This window comes from Neobacillus niacini (genome assembly GCF_031456445.1).
Taxonomy (GTDB): domain Bacteria; phylum Bacillota; class Bacilli; order Bacillales; family Cytobacillaceae; genus Neobacillus; species Neobacillus niacini_I.
In genome coordinates this window covers 1-1,017 of record NZ_JAVDUQ010000097.1, presented here as the reverse complement: position 1 = coordinate 1,017, position 1,017 = coordinate 1, and the positions used below count along the sequence as shown (strand labels likewise).

Annotated in this window: 1 protein-coding gene; it reads right to left on the bottom strand. The window is 39.3% G+C overall.

Annotation, left to right across the window (positions count from 1 at the left end; all coding sequences use genetic code 11):
• Positions 1-887 (bottom strand): IS110 family RNA-guided transposase (locus tag J2Y67_RS27860; protein WP_310179419.1); only part of this gene is annotated, 887 nt, incomplete at its 3' end.
• Between the last annotated feature and the right edge of the window lie 130 nt (positions 888-1,017).

Here is a 1,017-nt window from a genome sequence, read left to right as displayed (position 1 = left end):
TAACTCCAAGCTGATTCGACTAGTAGACGTCTCACATGACGATTTCCTGTTTTTGTGATCTTTCCTTGTCTTCTACTTTCACCACTTGAATATTCACTAGGTACTAACCCCACATACGCCATAAACTGTCTAGGGGTGGAAAAACGTTTAAAAGAACCTATTTCCGCCGCAATACTTGTCGCTGTAATAAGTGCTACTCCTCTCAATGCTTGTAAAGCTTGGATTATTGGGGCATGAACACTGTCCGTTGCTTGTACTCTGATTTCTTCTTCTAGTCTTAAGATTCGTTGTTGTATCTCTTTAATTTGATGATAGTACTCTTGAAAAACCACTTGTAGCTTAGAGTTATCAAACTTTAACGTGTCCAACCATCTATAATATCTGACGGTCCATTTTTTTCCCTTTGATGGGGGTTGAATATCATAACGTAGTAAAAATTTACTTAACCGGTGTTTAGCTCTTAATTCGTCTTCTATTGCATCTTCTCGACATCTAACAAGATCTCGTAATGCTTCATCCTCTGGAGTAGGAACATAAACGGAAGTTAATTCTCCAGCCCGATATAATTGAGCCAACCGAACGGAATCTCGACGATCCGTTTTAATACGCTCTCCAGGTTTTTGAGGAATTAAAGATGGCGCTATCACAGTACAGTGAATATTCAATGTAAGGAGTAACCTATACAATGCATATCCTGTGGGTCCTGCTTCGTAACATACGCGTAGATTCTCACTGTTTCCTAGTTTTTTCATCAATTTTTTTACTGCTTCTGGTGTATTCGAAATCATGCCCCAGTATCTTGGCTCATCTCGTCCTTCATCCGCAATCGCGACAGCAATTTTTTCTTTTGATACGTCTAAACCTACGTATTTTATGGTATCCTTCATAATAACTAGCTCCTTTCGTAATGTAGCTCTGATTTGGTTTGGTGTTCCACTAAACATCCTAACCAAATTAACCTACGTATTTACGAGTAGGAGCTAGTTTCGTTCATGATAACTCGTCGCTTCGCTCCTG